General features: G+C 73.8%; 20 protein-coding genes. 8 read left to right on the plus strand and 12 right to left on the minus strand.

What is annotated here, in order from left to right:
• Positions 1-102: 102 nt before the first annotated feature.
• The gene (locus tag BJ981_RS34020) at positions 103-1,470 is read right to left on the minus strand and encodes a metallopeptidase TldD-related protein (protein WP_184617448.1); all 1,368 of its coding nucleotides are present in this window, start codon (positions 1,468-1,470) and stop codon (positions 103-105) included.
• Positions 1,467-2,966, minus strand: a complete 1,500-nt coding sequence (locus tag BJ981_RS34025) for a TldD/PmbA family protein (RefSeq protein ID WP_184617449.1) — start codon at positions 2,964-2,966, stop codon at positions 1,467-1,469. The genes BJ981_RS34020 and BJ981_RS34025 overlap by 4 nt, the downstream gene beginning before the upstream one ends.
• Positions 2,967-3,042: 76 nt before the next feature.
• Here BJ981_RS34025 and fabG point away from each other — a divergent pair, with 76 nt between their 5' ends.
• Together fabG and fabI are read left to right on the plus strand one after the other, a co-directional pair.
• Positions 3,043-3,747 carry a 3-oxoacyl-ACP reductase FabG gene (fabG, locus tag BJ981_RS34030; RefSeq protein ID WP_184617450.1) on the plus strand — a complete coding sequence of 235 codons (705 nt, stop codon included), beginning with the start codon at positions 3,043-3,045 and terminating at the stop codon, positions 3,745-3,747.
• Between the two features lies 1 nt (position 3,748).
• A complete protein-coding gene (gene fabI / locus BJ981_RS34035; protein ID WP_184617451.1) occupies positions 3,749-4,513 on the plus strand; it encodes an enoyl-ACP reductase FabI in 765 nt (254 codons plus the stop codon).
• 38 nt (positions 4,514-4,551) lie between these two features.
• Here the strand turns inward: fabI and BJ981_RS34040 are convergent, their stop codons facing one another.
• Together BJ981_RS34040 and BJ981_RS34045 are read right to left on the minus strand one after the other, a co-directional pair.
• The gene (locus tag BJ981_RS34040; protein ID WP_184617452.1) at positions 4,552-5,607 is read right to left on the minus strand and encodes a hypothetical protein; all 1,056 of its coding nucleotides are present in this window, start codon (positions 5,605-5,607) and stop codon (positions 4,552-4,554) included.
• A gap of 390 nt (positions 5,608-5,997) precedes the next feature.
• The gene (locus tag BJ981_RS34045; protein ID WP_184617453.1) at positions 5,998-6,945 is read right to left on the minus strand and encodes an aldo/keto reductase; all 948 of its coding nucleotides are present in this window, start codon (positions 6,943-6,945) and stop codon (positions 5,998-6,000) included.
• Between the two features lie 162 nt (positions 6,946-7,107).
• Between BJ981_RS34045 and BJ981_RS34050 the strand changes: the two genes are divergently transcribed.
• From BJ981_RS34050 to BJ981_RS34070, 5 genes are all read left to right on the plus strand, one after another.
• Positions 7,108-7,929 (plus strand): undecaprenyl-diphosphate phosphatase, encoded by an 822-nt coding sequence (locus BJ981_RS34050; protein ID WP_184617454.1) that lies wholly within the window; start codon positions 7,108-7,110, stop codon positions 7,927-7,929.
• Positions 7,930-7,939: 10 nt separating this feature from the next.
• Positions 7,940-8,653 (plus strand): histidine phosphatase family protein, encoded by a 714-nt coding sequence (locus tag BJ981_RS34055; protein WP_184617455.1) that lies wholly within the window; start codon positions 7,940-7,942, stop codon positions 8,651-8,653.
• A gap of 9 nt (positions 8,654-8,662) precedes the next feature.
• Positions 8,663-9,229: an Rv2134c family protein gene (locus tag BJ981_RS34060; RefSeq protein WP_184617456.1), complete on the plus strand. Its 567-nt coding sequence runs from the start codon at positions 8,663-8,665 to the stop codon at positions 9,227-9,229.
• Positions 9,226-9,990: an Rv2133c family protein gene (locus tag BJ981_RS34065; RefSeq protein ID WP_184617457.1), complete on the plus strand. Its 765-nt coding sequence runs from the start codon at positions 9,226-9,228 to the stop codon at positions 9,988-9,990. The genes BJ981_RS34060 and BJ981_RS34065 overlap by 4 nt, the downstream gene beginning before the upstream one ends.
• A 266-nt stretch (positions 9,991-10,256) precedes the next feature.
• Positions 10,257-11,024 carry an NRDE family protein gene (locus BJ981_RS34070; protein WP_184617458.1) on the plus strand — a complete coding sequence of 256 codons (768 nt, stop codon included), beginning with the start codon at positions 10,257-10,259 and terminating at the stop codon, positions 11,022-11,024.
• A 19-nt stretch (positions 11,025-11,043) separates the two neighbouring features.
• Here the strand turns inward: BJ981_RS34070 and BJ981_RS34075 are convergent, their stop codons facing one another.
• Positions 11,044-13,179, minus strand: a complete 2,136-nt coding sequence (locus BJ981_RS34075; protein WP_184617459.1) for a serine/threonine-protein kinase — start codon at positions 13,177-13,179, stop codon at positions 11,044-11,046.
• Positions 13,180-13,379: 200 nt separating this feature from the next.
• Between BJ981_RS34075 and mshC the strand changes: the two genes are divergently transcribed.
• On the plus strand, positions 13,380-14,603 hold the full coding sequence (mshC, locus tag BJ981_RS34080; RefSeq protein ID WP_184617460.1) for a cysteine--1-D-myo-inosityl 2-amino-2-deoxy-alpha-D-glucopyranoside ligase: 1,224 nt from the start codon (positions 13,380-13,382) through the stop codon (positions 14,601-14,603).
• Positions 14,604-14,605: 2 nt separating this feature from the next.
• Here mshC and BJ981_RS34085 read toward each other — a convergent pair whose 3' ends face one another.
• The 7 genes from BJ981_RS34085 to BJ981_RS34115 are packed head-to-tail and all read right to left on the minus strand — an operon-like array spanning position 14,606 to position 18,026.
• Positions 14,606-14,947: a gas vesicle protein K gene (locus BJ981_RS34085; RefSeq protein ID WP_184617461.1), complete on the minus strand. Its 342-nt coding sequence runs from the start codon at positions 14,945-14,947 to the stop codon at positions 14,606-14,608.
• Positions 14,928-15,215, minus strand: a complete 288-nt coding sequence (locus tag BJ981_RS34090) for a gas vesicle protein (RefSeq protein WP_239139654.1) — start codon at positions 15,213-15,215, stop codon at positions 14,928-14,930. The genes BJ981_RS34085 and BJ981_RS34090 overlap by 20 nt, the downstream gene beginning before the upstream one ends.
• Entirely contained in the window at positions 15,205-15,999 is a 795-nt protein-coding gene (locus BJ981_RS34095; protein ID WP_184617462.1) for a GvpL/GvpF family gas vesicle protein, read from the minus strand. Before BJ981_RS34095 ends, BJ981_RS34090 begins: the two co-directional genes overlap by 11 nt.
• A gap of 38 nt (positions 16,000-16,037) precedes the next feature.
• A complete protein-coding gene (locus tag BJ981_RS34100) occupies positions 16,038-16,529 on the minus strand; it encodes a gas vesicle protein (protein WP_184617463.1) in 492 nt (163 codons plus the stop codon).
• Between the two features lies 1 nt (position 16,530).
• Positions 16,531-16,929 (minus strand): gas vesicle protein GvpO, encoded by a 399-nt coding sequence (locus BJ981_RS34105; RefSeq protein WP_239139655.1) that lies wholly within the window; start codon positions 16,927-16,929, stop codon positions 16,531-16,533.
• A 46-nt stretch (positions 16,930-16,975) separates the two neighbouring features.
• Positions 16,976-17,197, minus strand: a complete 222-nt coding sequence (locus tag BJ981_RS34110) for a gas vesicle protein GvpG (protein ID WP_184617464.1) — start codon at positions 17,195-17,197, stop codon at positions 16,976-16,978.
• A 1-nt stretch (position 17,198) separates the two neighbouring features.
• Entirely contained in the window at positions 17,199-18,026 is an 828-nt protein-coding gene (locus tag BJ981_RS34115) for a GvpL/GvpF family gas vesicle protein (RefSeq protein WP_184617465.1), read from the minus strand.

Raw genomic sequence — 18,026 nt, forward strand, 5'->3', positions numbered from 1 at the left:
CGTGACGGCCACCGGCCCCGGCCGCCGGGACGCTCCCGGCGGCCGGGGCCACGCTCGCGCCGGACCGCGCGGGCGCGCGGACCGTGCCGGCCTCGGCCGGCCTCAGCTGGCCTGGCTGACCGTCGACATGTTGAAGTCGGGCACGCGCACCGCGGGCATGACCGCCCGGGTGAAGTAGTCGCTCCACTCGCGCGGCAGCGTGTGCTCCTCGCGTCCGACCTCGGTCATCCTGTCCAGCAGGCCGACCGGGCTCTCGTTGAAGCGGAAGTTGTTGACCTCGCCGACCACCTCGCCCTTCTCGACGAGGTACACCCCGTCGCGGGTCAGGCCGGTCAGCAGCAGCGTCTGCGGGTCCACCTCGCGGATGTACCACAGGCAGGTCAGCAGCAGGCCGCGCTCGGTCGAGGCGACCATCTCGTCCAGCGACCGCCCGCCCTCCGGGCCCCTCATGATCAGGTTGTCGATCGCCGGGGTCGCGGCCAGGCCCGTCAGCTCGGCGGAGTGGCGGGTCTGCAGCAGCGCCGCCAGCGAGCCGTCGTGGATCCAGTCGGTCGGCGACAGCGGCAGGCCGTTGTCGAACACCGACCGCTGCCGGCCGCCCGCGTGCGCGATCACGAACGGCGCGCACTGGATGCCCGCGGCCCCGGGGTCGCTGGAGAGCCGCACCGGCGACTCGGACAGGGACTCGCCCACGCGGGTGCCGCCGCCCGGCTTGGAGAACACGGTGCGCCCGTCGGCCGCGTCCCTCGCGCCGGCCGACCAGTACAGGTAGATCATCAGGTCGGCGACCGACGACGGCGGGATCAGCGTCTCGTACCGGCCCGGAGGCAGGTCCAGGCGGCGCTTGGCCCAGTCCAGGCGGCGCGCCAGCCCGGCGTCCAGCGCCGCGACGTCGACGTCGGAGAAGTCCCGCGTGGCCACGCCCGCCCAGGCCGAACGGGTCATGTCCGGCGACTTGGCGTTCAGCTCCAGGCGGCCGGTCGGCTGGTCGTGGCGCAGGCGAAGGCCCGAGGACGAGCCGAGGAACGTCGTGGTGAGCAGATGCTCGGCGAAGCCGTACAGCTTGCGGTTGGCCGTCTCGGCCACCGCGAACGTCTCGCCGAGGGCCGGGGCGAACGCCGAGAACACCGCGATCGAGGTCGGCTCGGCCGGCGCGTCCCAGTCGGGCGACACCGCGGGCCCGACCAGCGGGCGGGCGTCCTCGGCCGGAGGGGCCTCGCGCGAGGCCAGATCCGCCGCGGCCACCACGTCGGCGAGCTGGCCGGGACGCACGGCCGTCCGCGAGACCACGCCGACGCCCTGCCCGGTCACCGAGATCACGGTGAGGCGCGAGGACCGGGTGACCCCGTTGGTGGTGAGCGTGTTGCCGGCGTAGCGGAGGTTCGCCGTGGACCCCTCGTCGACGATCACGACGCAGTCGTCGGCCTTGCTGAGGGCAAGGGCGCGCTCGACGGTCTCCTGCGGAGTCACTTTCCACCCTCCTGAACGGTGTTGAGAATCTTGACCCCGCGGAACAGCGCGGACGGGCACCCGTGGCTGACCGGCGCCACCTGCCCCGGCTGGCCCTTGCCGCAGTTCATCGCGCCGCCCAGCACGTAGGTCTGCGGGCCGCCGACCGCCTCCATGGACCGCCAGAAGTCGGTGGTCGTCGCCTGGTAGGCGACGTCGCGCACCTGGCCGGTGACCCGGCCGTTCTCGATGAGGTAGAAGCGCTGGCCCGTGAACTGGAAGTTGTAGCGCTGCATGTCGATGGACCAGCTCTTGTCGCCCAGGATGAACAGGCCGCGCTCCACGCGCGAGATCAGCTCCTCGGTCGAGGGGCCGTCACCGGCGGGCAGCAGCGACACGTTGGCCATGCGCTGGATAGGGACGTGCCCGGGGGAGTCGGCGAACGCGCACCCGTTGGAGGACCCGAGGCCCTTCAGCAGCGCCATGCGCCGGTCGAGCTGGTAGCCCACCAGCCGCCCCTCGCGCACGATGTCGAACCGCCGCGTCGCCACGCCCTCGTCGTCGTAGCCGATCGTGGCCAGTCCGTGCTCGGCGGTGCGGTCGCCGGTGACGTTCATGATCGGCGAGCCGTACTGCAGCGTGCCGAGCTTGTCGAAGGTCGCGAAGCTCGTGCCCGCGTACGCCGCCTCGTAGCCGAGCGCCCGGTCCAGCTCGGTGGCGTGCCCGATGGACTCGTGGATGGTCAGCCACAGGTTGGACGGGTGGATGACCAGGTCGTACGGCCCGGCCTCGACCGAGGGGGCCTTGAGCTTCTCCTCCAGCAGCTCGGGCAGCAGCGCGACCTCCGACGGGAAGTCCCAGCCGGTGCCGGTGAGGTACTCGTAGCCGCGCCCCGCGGGCGGGGCCAGCGTGCGCATGTCGTCGAAGCGGCCCTCGGCCGCCCGCATCGCGGTGAGGACCGGGTGGGTCCTGACCCGCTGCTGCGTGGTGTCGGTGCCGGCGGTGTCGGCGTAGAACTTCTGCTCCTTGACCTGCATGAGAGAGGCGGCGACGTGGTCGACGCGCGGATCCTTCAGCAGGCCGGCCGACCAGTCGGCCAGCAGCGCCACCTTCTCCTTCAGCGGCACGGAGAAGGGGTCGACCTCGTAGGACGACACCCAGGTGGCGCCGGCGTGGACCGGCTCCGGCGCGAGCTCGACCGGCTCGCGGTTCACGGCGGCGGCGACCCTGGCCACCTCGACGGCCTGCTCGGCCACCGCCGCGGCCGCCTCCGGGGTCAGCTCGATGCCGGCGGCGAAGCCCCACGTGCCGTCGCGGATCACCCGCACGGCGTAGCCGAGGTCGTCGGCGTCCATGGAGCCCTCTAGCCGGGCGTCGAAAAGGTTCAGGGTTTCGCCACGCACCCGCTCCAGCCGGAAGTCGGCGTGCTCGGCGCCCAGGTCGCGGGCACGCTGCAGGGCCGCGTCCGCCAATTGCCTCAGGGGCAGGGCGAGAAAGTCGGGATCGATCTGGCGCATGTCCACGATCCTAACCCTGTGATCTTGTGCGGCGCGGATAAGCGTTTACCTGCGAGTAGGCGATAGCGTCATGGCCATGGCTCGATCAGTACTCGTAACCGGCGGCAACCGCGGCATCGGCCTCTCGATCGCCCGCGAGCTGGCCGCCGCCGGTGACGCCGTCGCCGTCACCTACCGCTCCGGGGAGCCTCCCGAGGGGCTGTTCGGCGTGCGGTGCGACGTCACCAGCACGGAGGACGTGGACACGGCCTTCTCCAAGGCGGAGGCCGAGCACGGGCCCGTCGAGGTCGTCGTCGCCAACGCCGGCGTCACCAGGGACACCCTCCTTCCCCTCATGAAGGAGGACGACTTCACCGGCGTCCTCGACACCAACCTGACCGGCGCCTTCCGCGTCGCCAAGCGCGCCACCCGGGGCATGCTCCGACTGCGGCGGGGCCGCGTCATCCTGCTCTCCTCGGTGGTCGCGCTGCTCGGGTCGGCCGGCCAGACCAACTACGCCGCCTCCAAGGCCGGCCTCGTCGGCTTCGGCCGGTCGCTGGCCCGCGAGCTCGGCTCGCGCGGCATCACCGTCAACGTCGTCGCCCCCGGCTTCGTCGAGACCGACATGACCGCCGCGCTGGAGCCCGCGCAGCAGGAGGCCATCCTCAGGAACGTCCCGCTCGGCCGCGCCGCCACCCCCGCGGACGTCGCCCGGGTGGTCAAGTTCCTGGCGAGCGACGACGCCGCCTACATCACCGGGGCCGTGATCCCCGTGGACGGCGGCATGGGAATGGGGCACTGACATGGGAATCCTCGACGGCAAACGCCTCCTTGTGACCGGCGTGCTCACCGACGCCTCGATCGCCTTCGCCGTGGCGCGGCTCGCCCAGGAGCAGGGGGCCCGCATCGTCCTCACCGGCTTCGGGCGCATGAGCCTGGTCGAGCGCATCGCCAAGCGCCTGCCCGAGCCGCCGCCGGTCATCGAGCTCGACGTCCAGAACGCCGAGCACCTCGACACGCTGGCCGACCGCGTCGGCGAGCACCTCGACGGCCTCGACGGCGTCATGCACTCCATCGCCTTCGCCCCGCAGACCGCGCTCGGCGGCAACTTCCTCAACACCACCTGGGAGGACGTCGCCACCGCCGTCCAGGTCTCCACCTTCTCCTTCAAGTCGCTGGCCGTCGCGTGCCTGCCCCTGATGAAGGAAGGGGGCGCGGTCGTCGGCCTCGACTTCGACGCCTCCAAGGCGTGGCCGGTCTACGACTGGATGGGCGTGGCCAAGGCCGGCCTGGAGTCCTGCTCGCGGTACCTGGCGCGCGACCTCGCCAAGCACGGCATCCGGGTGAACCTGGTGGCGGCGGGCCCGCTGCGCACCATGGCCGCCAAGAGCATCCCCGGCTTCAAGGAGTTCGAGGACAGCTGGCCCGCCAAGGCGCCGCTCGGGTGGGACCTGACCGACACCGAGCCCACCGCCAAGGCGTGCGTCGCCCTGCTGTCGGACTGGTTCCCCGCCACCACCGGCGAGATCGTCCACGTCGACGGCGGCGTCCACGCCGTCGGCGGCTGACCCTCCGACGCCTCCGACGCGGGGCGCCGCGCCCGGCCTCAGGCCAGGCGGCGGTGCCCCGCGTCCGTCATTCCGAGGCCCTCCAGGGGGATCGTGCGCGGCCGGTCGCCGCGCCTGCGCGCCTGCGCGACGCGCGCGGCGAGGATCGCCGAGGCCAGCAGCACCGCGGTCAGGATCGTGCCCGCGGCGTCCTGCGGCGGCCTGCCGGCCACGACCCGATGTCCGCCGCGCGACAGCGCGGGCAGGGACTGCCCCGGCCACAGGGGCATGATCGGCGGGGCGTCCACGTCGGCGGCCGGGCCGGTGGAGCGCCTTACCGGCGGCATCACCACGGCGCCGCCCCGCGCCCCCGCGCCGGGATGCCGCGAGGGGACGGCGGTCTCCCACGCCGGGCGCCGCGGCCGCTCGGTGTCCTGGGGCCCCGCCGGGGCGGGCGGCACGGAGGCGGGCACCGGTGTGGAACGGTCCCGGGCGGCGGGGGGCGGGGCGGGGGAGGGCTCCGCCGCGCACTCGGCGGGGGCGAGCACCGGCGGGCAGGTGATCTCGACGGGCACCTCGGGCACGTCCACGTCCACGGTCGGCACGTCCCAGCCGGCGGACGGGCTCGGCGAGGGCTCGGGCGCGGGAGTGTCGGACGGAGGAGCGGCCGGGGACGGCGGGCCGTTCAGCAACTGCTCAGCCGTGTCCGCGACCTTGCGGGTCACCCGGTCCAGCGCGCCGGTCAGCCGACCGACCCCGCCCGCGGCGCCGTCCGGGTCTCCGGCCGCATCGTCGGGGGCGTCTCCGGCAGGACCACCGGCCGCCTCTCCGTCCGTACCGCCGGTCACAGGGCCGGCCATGGCACCGGTCACGGCACCGGTCGTACTACCGGTCACGGCACCGGTCGTGCCGCCGGTCATAGGGCCGGTCGTGCCGCCGGTCATGGGGCCGGAAGGGCCGCACGGGTCGCCGCCGTGGCCGGAGGCCGGGGCGCCGCCGTCGCAGGCGGGCGGACGCGCCGCCGCGGCCGCCGCGGGCGCCGCCAGCAGTGCCGCCACCCCGGTCAGCGCCAGCGTGAGCGCCCCCGCCGACACCGCGGCCGTGCCCTTGCGCATTCTTCGCCCTCCATCGTCATCGCGTCCGCGGCGGCACGCCCGGGCCCCGCGACACCTCGACAATCGTGTAACGTCACGCCGGTCATTCCAGTAAAAGGTGCGATTCGGTACCGACTAGTGATACGCGAACCGGGCTCCCGTTCGCCGCGCCGGACGACGCCCGGAGCCGCCGGCCCACGCCTCACTACGCTAGGCCCCGCCGGGCGACACGGCACCGCCTTCAGCCAGAGCCGAACCCTTCAACCGAAGCCGAGACCTTCGGCCGGAGGCGAGATAGATCTTCCGGAGGCGAGACCTTCGACCGAAGCCGAGTCCTTCAGCCGGAGCGGGACCTCCCGCCGGTCCGGGACCCTCAGCCCGGCAGAGCCCTTCCGCCGGAGGCCGGGACGTCTAGTCGGAGGCCGAGACGTCGTCCAGGGCCTCGCGTATCTCCACGGGCAGCGTGAGCGCCTCGGCCTGCAGGATGCCCTTGAGCTGGGCGTGCGTGCGCGCCCCCACGATCGCGGCCGACACCCCCGGCTGGTCGCGCACCCAGGCCAGCGCCACGGCCAGCGGCGAGACCCCGAGCCCGTCGGCCGCGGTGGTCACCGACTCCACGACCCGGCGGCACCGCTCGTCCAGATAGGGCTGGACGAAGTCGGCGAAATGCGGGGTCGCGGCCCGGGAGTCGGCCGGGATGCCCACGCGGTACTTGCCGGTCAGCACCCCCCGTCCGAGCGGCGACCAGGCCAGCACGCCCGCGCCCACGTGCTCGGCCGCGGGCAGGACCTCCCGTTCGGCGTCCCTGGCCAGCAGCGAGTACTCGCTCTGCACCGAGACGATCGGCGCCCGCGCCGGGGCCGACCGCTGCCAGACCCCCGCCGCCGCGAGCTGCCACCCCACGTAGTTGCACACCCCGGCGTAGACCGTGCGGCCGGAGGAGACGGCGGTGTCCACCGCGGCCAGCGTCTCCTCCAGCGGGACCTCGGGGTCGAAGGCGTGCAACTGCCACAGGTCGACCTCGTCCACGCCGAGACGGTCCAGTGACGCGTCCAGCGCCGCGATGAGGTTCTTGCGGGAGGCGTCGCGCGACCGCGGCCCGTGCGGGGTCAGCACGGCCTTGGTGGCGACGACCATCTCCGAGCGCGGCACCGAGGTGCGCAGCAGGCGGCCGATCAGGCGCTCGGCGTCCCCGCCCGCGTAGACGTCCGCGGTGTCGACCAGCGTGCCCCCCGCCTCGGCGAACGCGACGAGCTGCGCGGCGGCCTCCTCGGCTCCGGTGTCCCGCGCCCAGGTCATCGTGCCGAGTCCCACACTCGACACGATGAGACCGCTGCGCCCGACCAATCGCTGCTCCATGATCCGGCCAGGGTACCGTGCCCGGTTCCGCGACCGGCGGCGAAGCCCCAGGAAGCGAGGCCTGAGCGCCGCCGTGCCGGGATTCCTTCACCGTCTCATCGCCGGGTTCTCACCCTGTGCGGCGCGCCGGGAACGCCGCGCTGCCCTAGGCTTGCGCGCACTATGGACGCACTGCAAGCGATCGTGCTGGGCGTCGTGCAGGGCCTCACCGAGTTCCTGCCGATCTCGAGCTCCGCGCACCTGCTCATCGTTCCCCGGCTGTTCGGCTGGTCGGACCCGGGCGCCGCCTTCACCGCGGTGATCCAGCTCGGCACCATGCTCGCCGTGGTCATCTACTTCTGGCGCGACATCACGCGCATCCTCTGGACGTGGCTGCGCAGCCTGTGGACGCCGGAGTTGCGCGGCGAGATGGACGCGCGCATGGGGTGGTACATCGGGCTGGGGACGATCCCGCTCGGCCTGCTCGGGGTGGTGTTCAAGGACGCGATCGAGGGCCCGGCGCGCAACCTGTGGCTCAACGCCACCGTGCTGATCGTCTTCGGCCTGCTGCTCCTGCTGGCCGAGCAGGTCGGCCGCCAGCGGACCGCGATCGAGTCGCTCACCCTGCGGGACGGGCTGATCATCGGCGGTTTCCAGGCGCTGGCCCTGATGCCCGGCGCCTCACGCTCGGGGTCCACGATCACCGGCGGGCTGTTCCTGGGCTTCACCCGGGAGGCGGCGGCGCGGTACTCGTTCCTGCTGTCGATCCCGGCCGTGGTGCTGTCGGGGCTGTTCGAGATGCGCGACATCGGCGCGGGCGGCGGCCCCGACCCGGTGCCGACGTTGATCGCCACCGTGGTGTCCTTCGCGGTCGGGTACGCCTCCATCGCCTGGCTGCTGCGCTACATCACCCGCCACTCCATGATGATCTTCGTCACCTATCGCGTCTTCATTGGCGCGTTCCTGCTGACTCTCCTGTCCCTAGGTGTGATCACGGCCCAATAAGCTTGGGTTTGTGACCACTTTGCTTCTGGTGCGGCACGGCCTCACGGACATGACGGGCCCCGTGCTCGCCGGCTGGACGCCGGGGGTCCACCTGAGCGAGCGTGGCCGCGCCCAGGCCGAGGCCCTGGCCGCGCGGCTCGCGTCCCTGCCGCTGGACGCCGTCGTGTCCAGCCCGCTGGAGCGCTGCCAGGAGACCGCCGCCGCGATCCTCCGGGGACGTGACGGAGTCAAGATCGAGACCGACGAGCGTTTCGGCGAGTGCGGGTACGGCGATTGGACGGGCCGGCCGCTGAAGGAGCTGGCGAAGGAACCCCTGTGGCGGGTGGTCCAGCAGCATCCGAGCGCGGCCGTGTTCCCCGGCGGTGAATCGCTCGCGGGCGTGCAGCGCCGCGCGGTCGCCGCGGTGCGGCACTGGAACGCCAAGCTCGGGGACGACGCCGTCTACCTGGTGTGCAGCCACGGCGACGTGATCAAGGCGATCGTGGCCGACGCGATGGGCGTCCACCTGGACCAGTTCCAGCGCGTCACCGCCGACCCCGCCTCGCTCACCGCGATCCGGTACACCCCTTTGCGGCCGTTCGTTCTACGAGTGAATGATGTGGGCGGCGGAGTGGAGAACCTCATCCCGCCACCGCCGCCGCCCGAGGGTTCGGAGCAGGAAGACGGGGGAGAAAATTCCACCGAGAGCGACGCCGCTGTCGGCGGCGGAGCCGGGACCACGTAAGGTCGGGCTATGCCGGTCTTCGACTACGATCCGCCAGAGAGGTTCGTGGCCGGTGCCGTTGGGCAACCGGGATCACGCGCCTTCTTTCTGCAAGCCCGTGGTCAGGGGCGCGTCACGACCGTGGGGCTGGAGAAGTTCCAGGTCGCCGTCCTCGCCGATCGGCTCGACGAGCTGCTCGACGAGGTGTTGCGCCGCAGTGGCGGCACCGCTCCCGTGCCCGCGATGGCGCCGGTCGAGCTCGCCGACAAGGCCCCCCTGGACCTGCCCATCGAGGAGGACTTCCGGGTCGGCACCATGGCGCTGGCGTGGGACCCCGACACCGCCCAGGTCGTCATCGAGGCCCAGGAGGCCGGCGCCGACGACGAGGAGGAGGAGCAGGCCGAGGACGCCCTGGACCACCCCGAGTCCGCGGTCCTGCGGGTCCACATCAGCGCCGCCGCCGCCCGCGCCTTCACCCAGCGGGCCCTGGAGATCGTCGCCGCCGGCCGGCCGCCCTGCCCGCTGTGCGCGCAGCCGCTCGACGCCGAAGGTCACATCTGCGTCCGTCTGAACGGCCACCGAGGGGACCGTACGTGAGCGCGGAGAGCGACCCCCGGCTCAGCAGCCTCCCGGGTACGTCCGGGCTCGACGACGCCACCGCGCTGCGCCTGCTGCGCGAAGGGGTCATCGAGGTCGCGGGCCGCCTGGTCGAGGCCACGAACATGACGCTCTACTGCACGATCCGCCTGGACGGCATCGCCGCCGAGTGCGTGTACAAGCCCGTGCGCGGCGAGCGCCCGCTGTGGGACTTCCCCGACGGCACCCTCGCCGCCCGCGAGGTCGCCGCCTTCGAGGTCTCCGCCGCCACCGGCTGGCAGATCGTGCCGCCCAGCGTCTACCGCGACGGCCCCTTCGGCCCCGGCATGTGCCAGCTCTGGATCGACACCGATCCCGAGGCCGACCTGATGGCGCTGATCCGCGGCCGCAACCCCGCGCTGCGCCGCATGGCCATCTTCGACGCGGTCGTGAACAACGCCGACCGCAAGGGCGGCCACCTGCTGCCGCTGCCCGACGGGCACGTCTACGGCGTGGACCACGGCGTCTGCTTCTCCGAGGAGGACAAGCTCCGCACCGTCCTGTGGCAGTGGCGGGGCAAGCCCCTTCCCCGCGAGGCCGTGAACGTCCTGGCGCGCCTGGAGCGCGAGATCGAGCGCGGCAGGCTCGGCAGGCGCCTGCGCGAGCTCCTCACCCTCCAGGAGGTCGAGGCCACCTGGGAACGCGTCCGCCGCCTCCTCAGCACCGGCATCCACCCCTACCCCTCCGACGACTGGCCCGCCATCCCCTGGCCCCCCATCTGACCCACCCTCCCCCCACCCCGCCCCGTCCACCCGCGCGGCGAACCGCGCATCCGGCGCTACGAGCGGTCCGCCCCGCGGCGAACCGCCCGCCCGCCGTCGTGAGCCGTCCACCGCCGCGCTGGGTGAGTTCGCCGCACCCGTCCGGTCGTGACCTCCCGTCGTCGGCGACGCCTGAGCGTTCGGGCTGCCCGCTATTTCCGGCTTTCCGGACATCGGCGTACGCTGCCAAGGTCTGTCCATCTCTACCGGCCTTGGAGGGAACGGGCATGTGCACGGTCGTCATCTCCTTTCTGCCCGACGCGGACACCCCCGTGGTCCTCGCGGGCGTGCGGGACGAAGTCCTCACGCGTCCCTGGGAGCCGCCCGCGGCGCACTGGCCGGCCTTTCCCGGCCTCTACGGCGGCCGTGACCTGGAGGCGGGTGGCACCTGGCTCGCCGCCGACCCCGCCGCGTCCCGCGTCGCCGCGCTGCTGAACGGCCACGGCACTCTCGCCACGCCCGAGCGGCGCAGGACCCGCGGCGTGCTACCCCTGCGCGCCGCCGCCTCGGGGGGACTCCCGGACGTCGACCTCTCCTGCTACGACCCCTTCCACCTGCTGGTGGCCGAGCCGGAGTGCGTGCGCATGTGGAGCTGGGACGGCGCGGACCTGGCCGAGGACAAGCTCCCCGAGGGCACGCACGTCATCGTCAACGCCGGCAGGGAGCCCGGGGAGGGCGGCCCGCGCGCCGCATACTTCCGCCCCCGCTTCGCCGCCGCGCCCCGCCCGTCCGCCCGCAGCGCCGCCGGCGACCCCCGGGAGGCATGGGAGGCCTGGCGCGCGCTGGCCGCGGGGACGGACCTGCCCGTGACCGACCCTCGGGCCCTGGTCGTCCGCCGGGAACTGCCCGGCGGACGGCTCTGGGGCACGACCTCGGTCACGCTCGTGGCGCTCGCGCCCGGCGCCCTGCGCTACGAGTTCCTGCCCTGGCCGCACGGACGTCCCGGCGACCCCGCTGCCCGAGGCTCCTGGTCCCCTGTGCCGGTCACCGCCTGATCACCGCGGCCTTCTATGATCAGCACCGTGTCCCGCCCCAGGTGATGGTCACGGTCTTGGAGCCCCCGTCAGAGGTGAACCGGATCCGTGAGGTGCTGCAGTACGGCGTGCCGTAGGCGGTGATCGTGGCGGAGCGGCCGGCGCGGATCGTGCCGTGCGTCGAGCTGAGCACCCCGCCATCGCTCATCGTGGCCCGCCAGCGCACGGCGCCGTCGGGCGCGCGCAGCCGGATGTTCACGTAGACGATGTAGTCCGAGGTGACCCGGTACCTGGTCGGGCTGACCAGCAGCACGGGCTTCGGGGCCGGGGGCTTGCTGTGCGGGGGAGTGGGGCTCGGCGTCGGCGTGGGGCTCGGCTCGGGCGGCGAGGGCACCGGAGTCGGGTCGGTGGCCGACGGATCGCCCGCCGACGGCCCCGGCATCAGAGTGGGCGGAGGGCCGAACGCGCCGGGCACCTCCAGTCCGGTAGGCCGTCCGGGCGCCAGGATCACCGCCACGACGGCGGCCAGCGCCAGGCCCCCGGCGAGAACCGCGGCCACGCCCAGCACGCGCCGCCTCCGCCGGCCGCGACCCCCGCCCCGCCCGCCCGTGGCCGCCGGCGCCGATCCGGCAGCCTCCCCAGGCGCGGAAGGCAGGGCGTGCCTACTCGCCGCCGCACCTTTGCGCCCCGCCCGCGCGGCTCCGGCCCCCGGCACGTCGGCTCCAACCGTCGGCGCGCCCGCCTGGGGACCCGGCACGCCGTTCCCCGCCCCTGGGACGCTCGTCTGGGCGCCCGGAAAGTCGCCCCGTAAGCCGGGCACGCCGCCCTGTGTCGCGGGCACGCCGGTCTCGACGGCGGGTGAGACGCCCGGTCCGGCGGCCCGGTCCCCTCCCGGAGCCGTTGTGGGGCCGAGGATGTCGCCCTGTCCCTGTGGGTGCTCTCGCGGGACGCCCCCGAGGGGGGTGGGAGAGGTCGCCGGCGTGGTGCCGGTGATCACACGGAGAGGAGGCCGGGACGTGCCGGGGTGCGACGGGACCGAGCCCTCGTGCGCGGAGGTGACATCCAGGGGAGTCACGTGCGCCGACGTGACATTGAAAGGTGTGACATTTGAAGACGCGGTGTTCGGTGGTGCGGTGTTGGGGCCCGCAGCGTTCTGTGGCAGTGGTGGGTGGGGTGGATGGGGTGTGTTGTTGCGCGGTGTGGCGGGGAGGTGTCCCCAGACGGCCGTGCCGCCTGCCCCTGGGAAGGCGGTCGCCCCCGGGATCGGGGAGGTTCCGGGGAACGTGGACGTGGGGAACGCGGACGTGGGCGTGGTCGTGGGGAACGCCGTCTCTGAGAACGGGATGGTGCTTGTAGGGGGGATTCCCGGGGGCGCGGGGTGGGGGGCGTGCAGGCGGGGGAGGAGGTCGCGGGTGGTGGGGCGGCGGGCGGGGATCTTGTTCAGGCAGGCGAGGACCGCCTCGGGTAGCGCGCCGCGCAGCATCGAGAGGTCCGGTGGTCCGTTCAGGACCCGGTCGGCCACGCCGGACATCACGCCGGCGTCGAAGGGCGGGCGGCCGGTCGCGGCGTAGACGAGCGTGCACGCCCAGGAGAACATGTCGGCCTCCGGGCCGAGCGGCGCGCCCGCCAGACGCTCCGGCGCGGTGAAGGCGGCGGCCGGGGACGGGACGACGCCGGCGGGCCGCACGGTGTCCAGGGCGCGGCCGACGCCGACGTCGATCACCCGGGGGCCGTCCGGACCCATCAGCACGGAGCCGGGGCCGAAGCCGCCGTGCGCCGTGCCCGCCTCGTGGACGTCGGCCAGCGCGCTCAGCGTGATGATCGCCAGCCGTTCCAGCTCCGCGCCGTCGCGCGGCCCGTACCGTTCCACGACCTCGGCCAGCGACGGGCCCTCGACGTACTCGACGGCGTGGTAGAGGCGGCCGTCGTGGATGCCGTAGGAGAGGACCCGCGCGACGTGGACGCCCGGGACGCGCTGCGCCCGCCGCAGCTCCGCGCCGAAGGCCCGCCGCACGCCCTCGTCCTCGGACAGGCGCCGGTACAGCAGCTTGACCGCCACCCGCGCGCCCGACCCGGTCTCGGCGGCGTACACGACGCCGTGGGCGCCGTCGCCGATGCGGCCCGTGAGCCGGTAGGAGGCGATCCGTGGTGGATCGGACGGATCCAAAGACCTCAAAGCCGGCAAGTGTGCTCTCCCTGGCAGCGAACCTCGAGCCGCCGAGCCCCCGTACCCGTGGCGGCAAGATTCTGCCACGTCCTGCACCGTCTGGTATGGGTTTGCCCGTCGGCGGTTTCGCCGGACGACACACCCCTACTCTGTCGAAACGGACACCCCAGGGTGATCCCACCAGAGCGTGCCATGGATAGGCTCAGCACATGCGATCGTGGCCTGCACCCGAGATAGCTCCTCTGCCCGGCGCCGGCCTTCCGCTCCGGCTTTACGACACCTCCTCCCGCGAGGTGCGGCCGACCTCTCCCGGCCCCACGGCCCGCATGTACGTGTGCGGCATCACCCCCTACGACGCCACCCATCTGGGGCACGCCAACACCTACCTGGCGTTCGACCTGGTCAACCGCGTGTGGCGGGACGCGGGCCACGAGGTCCACTACACGCAGAACGCCACCGACGTCGACGACCCCCTGCTGGAGCGCGCCGAGCGCGACGGCGTCGACTGGCGCGAGCTGGCCGGGCGTGAGATCGATCTGTTCCGCGCCGACATGGAGGCGCTGCGGGTGCTGCCGCCCCGCGACTACGTCGGCGTCACCGAGGTCGTCGGCCAGGTCGCCGAGCTGATCGAGCGGCTGAAGGACAAGGGCGCGACCTACGAGATCGGCGGCGACGTCTACTTCTCCTCCGCCGCGGCCCCCAAGTTCGGCGCGGTCTCGGGGTACACCGAGCGCCGGATGCTGGAGCTTTTCGCCGAGCGCGGCGGCGACCCGGACCGCGAGGGCAAGCGCCACCCGCTGGACTGGCTGCTGTGGCGCGCCGAACGTCCCGGAGAGCCCTCCTGGCCCTCGGCGTTCGGCCCCGGCAGGCCCGGCTGGCACGTCGAGTGCACCGCGATCGCCCTGGCCCGCCTCGGCACCGGCTTCGACGTGTCGGGCGGCGGCTCGGACCTGATCTTCCCCCACCACGAGATGGGCGCCAGCGAGGGCCACGTGGCCACCGGCGAGTGGCCGTTCGCCAGGGCCTACGTCCACGCGGGCATGGTGGGCCTGGACGGCGAGAAGATGTCCAAGTCCCGCGGCAACCTGGTCTTCGTGTCCCGGCTGCGCGCCGAGCACGACCCCATGGCCGTGCGCCTGGCCCTGCTCGCCCATCACTACCGCTCCGACTGGGAGTGGACCGCCGGCCAGGTCGGCGAGGCGACCGAGCGGCTGGCGCGCTGGCGGGCGGCCGTGAACCTCGCCTCCGGGCCGGACGCGACGCCGGTCCTGCGGGAGGTCAGGGAGCGCCTGGCCGACGACCTGGACGCGCCGGGCGCCCTGGCCGCCGTGGACGCCTGGGCGGCCCGCGCCTCCGCCGGGGAAGGCGCGGACACCTCGGCGCCGGGGCTGGTCCGGGCCGTGGCGGACTCCCTGCTCGGCGTCCGCCTGTAGCGTCAGCGGTCGGTCGGCAGCAGGGTCCCGAGCGGGCCGAGGTCGAGGTTCAGCTCCGACGGCGAGACGCCGAACCGCTCGCAGAGCTCGGTCATGGCCTCCTCCAGGCGCATCAGCGTCACGCCGAGCGCCTCGACCTGCTCGTCCGACAGGTCGCCCTGGTCCATGCGCCGCACGCACTGGCGCTCCACGAGCTGGCGCACCAGCTCGACCAGGGTGAGGACCAGCCGGGTCAGGTCGCGTTCGACCGTCTCGGGGTCGGCCTTCAGGTGCCAGCGTCCCGCCGACACCGGCGCGCCGTCGCCGGGCGGCGGCGGCGTGGGCTCAGTACCGCTCGACGTCATAGGGCACCCCCGTCTCCAGAGGCTCCGCGCCGCGCACCGACATGATCAGCGCCCGCAGCGAGATGCGGACCAGTTCGATGTCGGCGATGGACAGCACCAGGTCGCCGGTGACCACCACGCCGCCCGCGAGCAGCCGGTCGAGCAGGTCCACCAGCGCGACGCGCTCGGGCGGCAGCCGTCCCTCGGCGGCCAGCGCGGCCCCGCGCGGCTCACGCTCCCGCACGGTCATGGGCGCGGCCGTCGCGGCCCCGGTGCGTTCACCCGGCATGGCGGCCCTCTGACCCGGCGAACTCCAGGGAGGTGAACGAGTACGGCGCCCACGGGCCGGTGAGCTCCACCTCGATGTCCGGCTCCCGCAGCCCGTCGACCGCCGCCGCGAACTCCTCGCGCCGCGCGTCGTCCACCAGGTAGGCGCCGTTGAGCAGCATCCAGTCGTCCCTGCCGGACAGATGCGGATCCTGCGGCCGGTGCCGCGCGCCCGCGGCCGCGATGTCCGTCAGCGTCTCGTGGATGTGCTCGGCCCGCTCGGCGGCCCGCCGCCACGCCTCGTCACGGCCGCGCAGGCTCGCCTTGCGCCGCCGCAGGTACGCCGTCCCGGGTCCTCCGGCCTCGGCGGGGACGCTCTCCTCGGCGGCGGGCGCCGCGGGACGCGCGTACACCTTGACCCCCCACTCGCGGCGCCCGGCGACCCGCGCGAGCACCGCGGCGAAGTCGTCGTGCCGCCGTTCCAGCATGTCGCGCACCTGGTCGTCGCCGCCGTACACCGTGACGAGCCGCACCGGGGCGGTGGTGGCGACGGCGGCCACGGCCTCCACGACCCGGTGGTGGGCACGGGCCGTCTCACCGACCCACTCCAGGTCCTCCAGCGAGCGCCGCAGCGGCTCCTCGCCGAACTCCTCCAGCGGCACGGTGCTCACGTAGGCGACCAGGCCCCCGTGCGCCACCGTGCGGACCGGCGCCCCGGCCACGCCCGCCAGGCCGCCCGGCGGCACGGGGGAGCCCCGGTCCTCCTCGCGGCTGACCGCGTACAGGTACGTTCCGCTGCCGGGCACCGTCTTCCTCCTCCCGGTCGGCGGGAGAGGCGCGGACGTCAGCCGCGCCGCTCCCGGCCCCCCTGAGCCCGCCGTTCACCCTCCTCGTAGGCCCGCCGCTCCCGGCCCTCGTACCCGCGCCGTTCCCGCTCCTCATGCGACCGCAGGTCCCGTTCGTCGAAGGCGTGCTCCCGGCGCGGCCCCTCGATGGTCGGCCGGCCCCGCGCGGCCTCCTCTTCCTCGATGGTGGCGAGCCTGCGGCGCAGCCTGCGGTTCTCCTCGATCAGGTCGCGGTCCTTGGAGCTGAGCCACGGGTCGTGCTCCCACCAGTCGATGCCGAGCTCGCGCGCGGTGTCCACCGAGGCGATCAGCAGCCGCAGCTTGATGGTGAGCAGCTCGATGTCGAGGAGGTTGACGCGGATGTCGCCCACGATCACCACGCCCCGGTCGAGCACCCGTTCCAGGATGTCGCCGAGGTTGCCTCCGGAGTCGCGCGCCACGGGCGCCCGCCTGCCGTACGGCGACATCACGCCGGACGTCGGGTCGGACATCTCACCCCACCCCACCCGTGTCGCCCCGGGCGCGCTTGTAGGTGCGCACCCGGCGATAGGACGTCAGATCGCCCTGAGAATCCAGGTCGACCGCGTAGATCCCGAGCGTGTCGCCCGAGGAGGGGACCCGGTGGTCCTCGACGACCTCGACCTCCACCGTCCAGCCGTTCTCCGACGGCCGTACCAGCGTGACGCCCTCGACGTCCTTGCCGGTCAGTTCGGCGATCTGCCGCAGTGCCACGCTGCCCGCCGACACGGCCGTGAGGCGCCGCCGCCCCCCGCTCTCGGCCGGGCGGGCGCGTCCGGTGTCCTCGGCGTAGTCGTCCTCGTCGTCGTAGGAGTCGTCGGGCGCGTATCCGCGTGTCTCGCCCCCGCTCCGGCGTCCGCGATTCACCGGCACGACCCCACCTCCTTCCGGTACCCCCACCCCGGGCGGCTCCGCGCGGTCAGCCCATCATCTGGCCGAGGATCTCCTCCTGCGCCCGCGCCTCGTCCTCCGCCGTGATCAGGCCTTGCTCGCGCAGCCGCTCGACCTCCTCCAGCCGCCGCCGCACCGCGGCCGGGTCACGCCGTTGCGTCTCGACCTGCTCCTCGATCACCTCGCCCAGCTTGATCAGACCCTTGACCGGGGCGAGCGGCAGGCCGAAGATCATGCCAAGCAGGCCCATGTCAGCCGTCCCCTTCCTTGGCGGACACGAAGTCGTACGGCGCCTGCGGGCCGAGCAGGCGCAGCGTGATACGGCCCTCCCAGCGGGCGGCGAAGTCCTCCAGCGCGTCCTCGAACCCCTCCTGCCGGTCGGCGTCCACCAGGCAGGCCAGGTGCGCCGCGTCCTCCTCGTGGGTCGGCTCCCTGATGACGACCGCGGCGCAGTGCGGGGCCAGCCCTTCGGCCAGGGCACGGCTGTCGGCCTCCCGCTTGGCCTCCACGGCCCCGTTGATGATCTCCCCGAGCCGGATCCTGGCGTCCCAGGTCGCGTCCTCGGGCAGGCCGCGGATCTCCTCGCGCAGCCGCGCCGCCTCCGGCTGCTCCTGGAGCACCTCCCGCAGCAGGGCCCCCTCCTCGTACCGGGCCTTGACGACGTACTGGGCGTGCCCCTCCAGCCGTCGGAGCGCGGCGCGGAACTCGTCCAGATGCGGGGCCAGTAGCTCCCGGGCCACCGCGTCCCTGCTCTCCATGACCGCGCCGAAGCGCAGCGGCAGCACGGGCACCTCGGCGGCGACGTCGTCCAGCAGCCGCTGGTGCGCCATCAGGTCGGCGGGCCTGCCGAGCGGCCCGGCCGGGTGCAGGTCGCTGACCAGGGCCGCGATGTCCTCGTGCCGCACCAGGCCGATCTTGCCGGGCGGATCGCCCACCCCGCGCTCCTCGGGGTCGAAATCGACGTCCGCCGGCAGGATGCCGTACACGTAGGACGGAGTCGCGGGCGCCGCCTCGGTGTCGGGACGCGCCGCGGAGGCGCTGCGCCCGCGCGAGGCGGCCTTGGGCGTGGAAGGGGCCAT

Origin of the sequence: Sphaerisporangium krabiense (genome assembly GCF_014200435.1) — a bacterium.
Taxonomy (GTDB): Bacteria; Actinomycetota; Actinomycetes; order Streptosporangiales; family Streptosporangiaceae; genus Sphaerisporangium; species Sphaerisporangium krabiense.